The organism is Aeromicrobium sp. PFPM2_SD2 (assembly GCF_057364525.1).
In genome coordinates this window covers 1-8,324 of the sequence record NZ_JBNFNZ010000060.1, presented here as the reverse complement: position 1 = coordinate 8,324, position 8,324 = coordinate 1, and the positions used below count along the sequence as shown (strand labels likewise).

The 8,324-nt window shown below is 74.2% G+C and carries 9 protein-coding genes; 5 read left to right on the top strand and 4 right to left on the bottom strand.

What is annotated here, in order from left to right; genetic code table 11:
* The coding region (pgk, locus tag AC2W7G_RS05105) for a phosphoglycerate kinase (RefSeq protein ID WP_485867484.1) at positions 1-217 on the bottom strand (217 nt) is incomplete at its 3' end.
* 160 nt (positions 218-377) lie between these two features.
* Between pgk and AC2W7G_RS05100 the strand changes: the two genes are divergently transcribed.
* The 4 genes from AC2W7G_RS05100 to AC2W7G_RS05085 are packed head-to-tail and all read left to right on the top strand — an operon-like array spanning position 378 to position 5,462.
* Positions 378-1,835 (top strand): pyridoxal phosphate-dependent decarboxylase family protein, encoded by a 1,458-nt coding sequence (locus tag AC2W7G_RS05100; RefSeq protein ID WP_485867483.1) that lies wholly within the window; start codon positions 378-380, stop codon positions 1,833-1,835.
* Positions 1,832-3,139, top strand: a complete 1,308-nt coding sequence (locus AC2W7G_RS05095) for a lysine N(6)-hydroxylase/L-ornithine N(5)-oxygenase family protein (RefSeq protein WP_485867482.1) — start codon at positions 1,832-1,834, stop codon at positions 3,137-3,139. Before AC2W7G_RS05100 ends, AC2W7G_RS05095 begins: the two co-directional genes overlap by 4 nt.
* Positions 3,136-3,672: a GNAT family N-acetyltransferase gene (locus AC2W7G_RS05090; RefSeq protein WP_485867481.1), complete on the top strand. Its 537-nt coding sequence runs from the start codon at positions 3,136-3,138 to the stop codon at positions 3,670-3,672. The genes AC2W7G_RS05095 and AC2W7G_RS05090 overlap by 4 nt, the downstream gene beginning before the upstream one ends.
* Entirely contained in the window at positions 3,669-5,462 is a 1,794-nt protein-coding gene (locus tag AC2W7G_RS05085; protein ID WP_485867480.1) for an IucA/IucC family protein, read from the top strand. The genes AC2W7G_RS05090 and AC2W7G_RS05085 overlap by 4 nt, the downstream gene beginning before the upstream one ends.
* A 145-nt stretch (positions 5,463-5,607) precedes the next feature.
* On the opposite strand, the gene AC2W7G_RS05080 is transcribed toward AC2W7G_RS05085, so the two are convergent.
* Together AC2W7G_RS05080 and AC2W7G_RS05075 are read right to left on the bottom strand one after the other, a co-directional pair.
* Positions 5,608-6,795: an SGNH/GDSL hydrolase family protein gene (locus AC2W7G_RS05080; RefSeq protein WP_485867479.1), complete on the bottom strand. Its 1,188-nt coding sequence runs from the start codon at positions 6,793-6,795 to the stop codon at positions 5,608-5,610.
* Positions 6,796-6,891: 96 nt separating this feature from the next.
* Positions 6,892-7,356 carry a CAP domain-containing protein gene (locus AC2W7G_RS05075; protein WP_485867478.1) on the bottom strand — a complete coding sequence of 155 codons (465 nt, stop codon included), beginning with the start codon at positions 7,354-7,356 and terminating at the stop codon, positions 6,892-6,894.
* Between the two features lie 96 nt (positions 7,357-7,452).
* Between AC2W7G_RS05075 and AC2W7G_RS05070 the strand changes: the two genes are divergently transcribed.
* On the top strand, positions 7,453-7,983 hold the full coding sequence (locus AC2W7G_RS05070; RefSeq protein WP_485867477.1) for a bifunctional adenosylcobinamide kinase/adenosylcobinamide-phosphate guanylyltransferase: 531 nt from the start codon (positions 7,453-7,455) through the stop codon (positions 7,981-7,983).
* Between the two features lie 37 nt (positions 7,984-8,020).
* Here the strand turns inward: AC2W7G_RS05070 and AC2W7G_RS05065 are convergent.
* Positions 8,021-8,324, bottom strand: a 304-nt coding sequence (locus tag AC2W7G_RS05065; protein ID WP_485867476.1) for an enoyl-CoA hydratase/isomerase family protein, incomplete at its 5' end; no start/stop codon positions are given.

Genomic DNA, 8,324 nt, shown 5'->3' with positions numbered 1-8,324 from the left:
CCTTGCTCGTCTCGCCCGGGTTGAACCGGACGTTCTCGAGCACCGCGACGTCACCGTCGGCCAGGGCCGCGCTGACGCGCTGCGCCTCGGCGCCGACCGTGTCGTTCGCGAAGAGCACCGGGACGGACCGAGCAGCTCCGGCGAGCCGCTCGGCCGCGGCCTGCCGGGCCTCCTCGCTGGGGGCGGTGACGGACGGGCGCTCGGGCTGCGGAGTCATGCGTCCATGATCCCTGGTCCGCTCCGCCGCCGGCACCGCGGTGTGACGCGTCGCACCTCGGGACCGGGGTTGCTCCGTCCGCCGCGGCTGTGCCACGGTTGGTAAGGCTTACCTAACCACGCGACCACGTGTGGAGGCCTTCGGGGGAAGGAGCGTCGCGGTGCACCGTGCGCCCACGCAGGAACTGTTCACCAGCCGGACCGTCGACCACTGGGCGGAGGTGCTGCACCGCGGCGTCGACCACCTCGGCGACCGCGCCCGCCGCGTCGCAGGCCCGCACTCGGGCTCGGACGTGGCCCAGGTGGCCAAGCTGGTCGCCGACGTCGACCTGGACCGCCCGCTCGGCGACGTCGGGGAGGTGCTCGACGAGCTCGGCCAGGTCTACCTGGACGACGCCGTCTGGTTCCACGACCCGGGATACGTCGCCCACCTCAACTGCCCGGTCGTCATCCCGGCGCTGCTCGCCGAGCTGTACGTCTCGACCGTCAACTCCTCGCTCGACACGTGGGACCAGAGCGGCGGCGGCACGCTCATGGAGCAGCGGCTCGTCGCCTGGACCGCCGAGCGCCTCGGGCTCGGCCCGGACGCCGACGGCGTCTTCACCAGCGGCGGCACCCAGTCGAACCTGCAGGCGATGCTGCTCGCCCGCGGCGAGGCCGCCCGCGGCGTCGGCGGCGACCTGACCGGCTGCGCGTCCTGGTCTGCGGCGACGGGCACTTCAGCGTCCGCAAGGCCGCCGACCTGCTCGGCCTGGGGCCGGACGCCGTCGTCGTCGTGCCGGTGGACGAGCACCGGCGCATGGACGTCGGCGCCCTGGCCCGCGCGCCTGGACCGGCTCCCGGACGGCACCGTGCCGATGGCGGTCGTGGCCACCGCCGGCACCACCGACTTCGGCGCGATCGACCCGCTGCTGCCGCTGGCCCGGCTGGCGCACGCCCACGACGCCTGGTTCCACGTCGACGCCGCGTACGGCGGCGGACTGCTCGCCTCGACCCGCCGCCGGCACCTGCTGGACGGCGTCGAGGCGGCCGACTCGGTCACCGTCGACTACCACAAGACGTTCTTCCAGCCGGTCAGCGCGAGCGCCCTGCTCGTGCGCGACGGACGCACCCTGCGCCACGCCGCGTTCCACGCGGACTACCTCAACCCGCGGGAGGCGCAGGTCCCGAACCAGGTCGACAAGAGCCTGCAGACGACGCGCCGCTTCGACGCGCTCAAGCTCTGGACGACGCTGCGGCTCATGGGCGCGGACGCCGTCGGCGAGCTGTTCGACGGGGCGATCGACCTGGCCGAGGGGCTGCACGCCCGCATGCGCGAGCTGGACGACGTCGAGGTCGCCGCGGCCCCGGTGCTGAGCGCCATCGTCTTCCGCTACCGGCCGGCCGGGACTGTCCGCCCGGGCGCGTCCGACCTGGCGCCGCGGATCCGGGCCGAGCTCGCGGCCGGCGGGCGCGCCGTGGTGGCCGGCACCAAGGTCGACGGCGAGTCCTGGCTCAAGGTGACGCTGCTCAACCCGGCCACGAGCCCGGCCGACCTCGAGCGCGTCCTGCACCAGGTGCGCGCCGTGGGGGCGCGCCTGCTCGAGGACGAGGCGCTGGAGCGGGAGGAGGTGGCATGAGCGAGCGCACGTACGACTTCGTCGCCGTCGGCCTGGGGCCGTTCAACCTCGGGCTGGCCTGCCTCGCCGAGCCGGTCGAGGGCCTGGACGGCGTGGTGCTCGAGTCGCGCGAGGCGTTCGACTGGCACCCGGGCATGATGCTCGAGGACGCCACGCTCCAGGTGCCGTTCATGGCCGACCTGGTGACGATGGCCGACCCCACCTCGCCGTTCTCGTTCCTGGCCTACCTCAAGGCGACCGGACGGCTGTACCCGTTCTACGTCCGCGAGAGCTTCTACCCGCTGCGCGCCGAGTACAACGACTACTGCCGCTGGGCGGTCGACCGGCTCGACTCGGTCCACCTCGGCCGTCACGTGGAGCAGGTGACCTGGGACGACGCCGCGCAGGTCTACGTCGTCCGGGCTCGGCTCGCGGACGGCGACACCCAGACCTACCGCGGCCGACGCCTGGTGCTCGGCACCGGCACGCAGCCGGTCGTCCCGCCCGCCGCGCAGGGACTCGACGGGCCGTGGCTGCACTCCTCGGCGTACCTGGACGAGCGCGACCGGCTGCGCGCGGGCGACTCGATCACGATCGTCGGCGGCGGGCAGAGCGCGGCCGAGATCTACCTCGACCTGCTCGAGGGCATCGACGCCGGCTACTCGCTGACCTGGCTGACGCGCTCGCCGCGGTTCTTCCCGCTGGAGTACACGAAGCTCACGCTGGAGATGACCAGCCCGGAGTACGTGCGCTACTTCCACGCCCTGCCCGGCGGGCAGCGCGACGAGCTGCTGCGCTCGCAGAAGGGCCTGTACAAGGGCATCAGCGGCGATCTCGTCGACGCCGTCTACGACACGCTGTACCGCAAGCGCGTCGCCCTCGGCGAGGTGCCGACGACGCTGCTCACCAACACCGAGCTCACCGGCGCCCGCTGGGACGGCACCGGGTTCTCGCTCGACCTGCGCCAGCACGAGGTGGACGAGTCCTTCGGCCTGCGCACCGACGGCCTGGTGCTGGCCACCGGGTACGCGGCGCAGGTGCCGGCGTTCGTCGAGCCCGTCGCCGACCGCATCCGGTGGGACGAGCGCGGGCGCTACGACGTCGGCCTGGACTACCGCGTCGACGAGGCCGGGACGATCTTCGTCCAGAACGGCGAGGAGCACACCCACGGCCTCGTGGCGCCCGACCTCGGCATGGGCGCGTACCGCAGCTCGGTGATCATCAACGCGATGTGCGGCCGCGAGGTCTACCCGGTCGAGGAGCGCATGGCGTTCCAGGAGTTCGGGGTCCCGGCCGCGGCCCGGCAGGCGGTGGGCGCCCGATGAGCACCGTCTCGTTCGTGCCGGTCGACCCGGACGCCGACGCGGCCCTGCTGCACGCCTGGGTGACGCACCCGCGGTCGGTCTACTGGCAGATGCAGGGCGCGAGCGTCGAGGACGTCCGCGCCGAGCAGGCACGCATCGCGGCCGACCCGCACCACGCGGCGTACGTCGGGCACGTCGACGGACGTCCGGCCGTGCTGGCCGAGGTGTACGACCCGGCCCACTCCGAGCTGGCCAGGGTCTACGACGTCCAGCCCGGCGACCGGGGGATGCACGTGCTGGTCGCGCCCACCGACGCCCCCGTGCACGGCTTCACCGACCGGGCGTTCGCCGCCGTCATGCGGCTCGTGCTCGACGACCCGTCGGTGCGGCGCGTCGTGGTGGAGCCGGACGTCCGCAACGCCGCCATCGCCCTCAAGAACGCCAAGGCCGGGTTCGTCGTGGACCGCGCCGTCGAGCTGGACGGCAAGCGCGCCGCCCTGAGCTTCTGCACGCGCGAGCAGTTCGTGGCCAGCCCGCTGGGAGGAGGCCTGTGACCGTCACCGACACCCGCACCGCGCCCGGCCCCGCCGAGCACCTCACCCCCGCCGTCCTGGACCGGGCCCAGCGGCTGCTGGTCGCCAAGGCCCTCGCCGAGCTCACGCACGAGCGGCTGCTGCACCCGCGCCCGGACGGCGACGGCTGGGCGCTCGACGCCGGCGAGGTCGTCTACCGCTTCGCCGCCCGCCGGTACCCGCTCGAGCACTGGGTCGTCGACCCCGCCTCGGTGCGGGCCGAGCGCGACGGACGCCCGGTCGACCCCGACGTGCTCACGCTCGTCGCCGCGCTCGCGCCCGACCTCGGGCTGACCGACGAGCTGCTGCCGGTGTACCTCGAGGAGCTGGCGTCCACGCTGCGGGCGGCGGCCTGGACGCTCGTGCACCACGAGGAGTCCGTCGACGACCTGCTGCACGCCGACCTCGCCGCCACGGAGGCGGCCATGCACGCGGGCCACCCCGGGTTCCTGGCCACCAACGGACGCATCGGGTTCTCGGCGTCCCAGCACGAGGCCTACGCGCCCGAGGCCGGACGCGACGTGCGGCTGCACTGGCTCGGCGTGCGGCGCTCGCTCGCCGTCGCGTCCTACGGCGACGGGCTCGACGAGGACGCCCTGCTCGCCCACGAGCTCGACCCGGCCACGCGCGAGCGGCTCGACCTGGAGCTGCGGGCGCGCGGCCTCGACCCGGCGGACTACCTGCTGGTGCCGGTGCACCCGTGGCAGTGGGACCACAAGATCGCGGTCACCTTCGCACCGGACCTGGCCCGCCAGGACCTCGTCCACCTCGGCGAGGGCCCGGACGCGTACCGGGCCCAGCAGTCGATCCGCACCTTCCTCAACGTCGACCGCCCCGAGCGGCACTACGTCAAGGTCGCGCTGTCGATCCAGAACATGGGCTTCATGCGCGGGCTGTCGCCGCGCTACATGCGGGCCACGCCGGCGATCAACGACTGGGTCGCGGACCTCGTCCACGGCGACCCGGAGCTGCGGGCCTGCGGCTTCCGCGTGCTGCGCGAGCGCGCGGCGGTCGGGTACACCGGCGGGGTCTACCAGGCGCTGGCCGCGGACTCGCCGTACCAGAAGATGCTCGCGGCCCTCTGGCGCGAGAGCCCGGTGACGATGGTCCGCGGCGGCGAGCGGCTCGCCACCATGGCGTCGCTGCTGCACCGCGACCGCGACGGACGCGCGTACGCGACCGCGCTCGTGCGCGCGTCCGGCCTGGAGCCGGCCGACTGGCTGCGGGCCTACCTGCGCGCCTACCTGCGCCCGGTCGCCCACTGCCTGCTCGCCCACGACCTGGCGTTCATGCCGCACGGGGAGAACATCGTCCTCGTCCTGGACGGCCACGTGCCGCGGCGGGCGTTCGTCAAGGACGTCGGCGAGGAGGTCGTGGTCATGGGCGACGTGCCGCTGCCGGCCGAGATCGAGCGCATCCGCCAGGACGTGCCCGGGGAGCTGAAGGCGCTGAGCGTCCACACCGACGTGCTCGACGGCTTCCTGCGCCACCTGGCCGGGATCCTGGCCGAGGACGGGGTGCTCGGCGCGGACGCGTTCTGGGCGCTCGTGGGCGAGTGCCTGGCCGAGCACGCCGTCGACCACCCCGAGCTGGCGGCGGCGCGCGAGGCGTGCGACCTGTTCGCCGCGGAGTTCGCGCACTCCTGCCTGAACCGGCTGCAGCTGCGCAACACGCGGCAGATGGTCGACCTGAGCGACCAGGCGTCCTCGCTCATGATGGCCGGCACGCTGGCGAACCCCGTCGCCCCGTACCGCCCCGACGCCGCTCGCTGAGCCGGCCCGAGGGAGGCCTCGACCGGCTCGGCCAGCGGCTCGGGCTCGTCCGGTGGACCCGCTCAGGTCCCCGGGAAGCAGCCAGGTCCCCGGGAAGCATCCCGGGGACCTGGCGGTTTCACGGGGATCCCCGTGAGACCGACGCTCAGCGCAGGGTCATGCGCGGCTCGCCGCGGCTGCTGAGGCCGGTGCCGGAGCGTTCGCAGGAGCCGCCGCGTCGGGCCTCGTAGGCCTGCCGGATGCACGAGCGGATCGCCAGCTGGCCCCAGTAGTTGGGGTGGATGGACTCCTGGACCTGGTACGGCCCGGCGATCGTGCTGACGGTGCGGATCTGGTTGATCCACTCGGTCCGGTCGACCGCGGTCGGCGCCTGCCAGCCGGTCAGTCCGACCTCCTCGTACAGGCCGACGCCCTTCTCGCACAGCCGGCGCCCGTCCATGGCGCGCGAGAGGTCCAGGACCTTCGCGTTGGTCAGGCCCGCGTCCTTCACCGCGCCGGTGACGGCGCCGTTGATGGTGGGCATCGCGGTGCGGTTGGCCCAGTCGGCGTCGGCGTCCCAGAAGCCGCAGCCGCCGACGCTCTGGCGGGTGTAGCCGCTCTGGCGGTAGCGCAGGTTCGCGCCCTCGGCGATCGGCGACGGGTAGGTCTGCACGAGCAGCGTCCAGGACGAGTCGGCGTGCCCGGCGTCGCGCATCGCGGTGCGGACGTTCTGCAGCGCCGTGGCGATCCGTGCTCGGACGGCGGCCACGTTCTCGGCGGTGAAGCTCGCCCTCACCGACCGGTCGTCGAAGCAGTAGTTGGGCAGCAGCGAGGACGAGCCGAGGAAGTTCAGCACGCAGCTGGTGACGATGTCGGCGAAGCCGAAGTCGTTGCCGCCGATCGAGACGGTGACCAGGCGGACGTCGCGGCCGCGGGCCTCGCGCCGCAGGGCCGCGGCCTGGCCGATCTTGCCGGCGCCGTCGTCGTAGAAGTCGAGGCCGGGCTTGAACGTCGAGCCGGTGCGGGTGGCGGTGGTCGCGCCGGAGCAGGCGAGGTTCAGGCTCTGGTAGCCGGCGCCGAGGTGGATCTGCGCGCTGCTCGCCCGGTGGCACCCGGGGATCGACTCGCTGCGCCCGGCGTCCAGGTACGCACCGGAGCCGAGCACGTCCGCCGGCGTGCTGCTGCGGTTGGACGAGCCGGCCCAGCGCCCGGCCTCCCCGGAGATGTAGGAGTCGCCGAGCGAGACGACCCACGGGTCGCCCGCGGCGGCCTGGGCGCCCGGTGCGGCGACGAGGCCGCCCGCGGCCAGCGCGAGCGTGGCGACGAAGGAGCGGACGAGACGTGACGTGGGCATGCGGACCTCCCGGACAGGACCCCCCGACGGGTCGCGCTCACCCTAGGGGTGACGCGGGTCACGTCGGGGGCGCCGGGAGGTCCGCCGCCGGGTCGGTCAGCGCGGGGTGCCGAACAGCTGCGCGTGGTAGACGCGGCCGTCGGAGTCGCGGTGCGCGCCGAGCCCGGTGTAGCGGTAGGCCGGGCGCAGGATGTTGGCCCGGTGGCCGGGCGAGCTCATCCAGCCCTGGACCACAGCGGTGGCCGTCGGGTAGCCGAAGGCGATGTTCTCGCCGATGCCGCTCAGCCGGCAGGTGCGCATGATCTGGCGCAGGCTCGTGCTGCTGCGGTGCTTGAGCGTGTCGTGCCGGGCCATGGCGCTGGCCCAGGCGTCGGCGTAGCGCTGCAGGCAGGCCTGCGAGCGCAGGGCGACCCGGTCGCGCTCGATGCGCTCGGCGTTGACCAGGCGGATGACGGTCTTCTCGTGGCTGCTCTGCGCGGCGGACGCCGTGGAGCCGACGCCGGGGACCAGGAGCAGGCCCGCGGCGAGCAGCAGGACGGTGAGGCGACGGATCGAGGACATCCGTCGAGGCTAGGTGGCTGCGACGGCGGCGCCAAGTCAAACGCTTCCTCACGGTCCGGTCCGGCGGCTAGGCTGCTGCGGTCGAGAGGGGCACGCATGAAGGTGCTGGTGACCGGCGGCGTCCGCTCCGGCAAGTCTTTCCAGGCCGAGGCGCTGGTGGTCGGGGAGCCGGCCGTCACGTACGTGGCGCCGGGGCCGGAGGCCGACCCCGACAGCGACCCCGAGTGGGCCGAGCGGGTGGTGCGCCACCAGGACCGTCGTCCCGGTCACTGGGCCACCGCCGAGACGTCGGACGTGGCCGGCGCGCTGCGCGACACCCGCGGCGCCGTGCTCGTCGACTGCCTCGGCACGTGGCTGACCGCCCAGCTCGACGAGCTCGACGGCTGGGACAAGACCCGCGACGAGTGGGAGCCGGAGCTGCTGGCCCGCGTCGACGAGCTGGCCGAGGCGGTCGGACGCCACGACGGCACCGTCGTGGTGGTGACGAACGAGGTCGGCATGGGCGTGGTGCCCGCGCACTGGTCGGGCCGGCTGTTCCGCGACCTGCTCGGCATCACCAACCAGCGCGTCGCCGCCGAGTGCGACGAGGTCCACCTCGTCGTCGCCGGCCGCACCCTCGTGCTCTAGGCGGCGCCGGTCCGGTCGAGCGGGGAGCGACGAGCGGCTACGGCAGGCAGCGGCGGACGACGTCCGGGTCGACCTCGGCGAGCGTGGCCGGGCTCCAGCGCGGCGTGCGGTCCTTGTCGATCACCTGGGCGCGGATGCCCTCGGCCATGTCGGGCACGTCCAGCAGGGCGGTCGAGACGTGCAGGTCCTGGTCGAGCGCGGCCCGCAGGTCCGGCAGGGTCGCGGCCCGGCGCAGCGCGGCGAGGGTCAGGGCGACGGCGGTGGGCGACCGGGACTCCACCTCGTCGGCCGCGGCCCGGGCCTCGGGGCACCTCGCTCGCGCGCAGCCGGCTACGACGATC

Bases quoted from the DNA above. Each gene is read 5' to 3' on its own strand.
- AC2W7G_RS05095 (WP_485867482.1), top strand. From the start codon at position 1,832: ATGAGCGAGCGCACGTACGACTTCGTCGCCGTCGGCCTGGGGCCGTTC.
- AC2W7G_RS05090 (WP_485867481.1), top strand. From the start codon at position 3,136: ATGAGCACCGTCTCGTTCGTGCCGGTCGACCCGGACGCCGACGCGGCC.
- AC2W7G_RS05080 (WP_485867479.1), bottom strand. From the start codon at position 6,795: ATGCCCACGTCACGTCTCGTCCGCTCCTTCGTCGCCACGCTCGCGCTG.
- AC2W7G_RS05075 (WP_485867478.1), bottom strand. From the start codon at position 7,356: ATGTCCTCGATCCGTCGCCTCACCGTCCTGCTGCTCGCCGCGGGCCTG.
- AC2W7G_RS05070 (WP_485867477.1), top strand. From the start codon at position 7,453: ATGAAGGTGCTGGTGACCGGCGGCGTCCGCTCCGGCAAGTCTTTCCAG.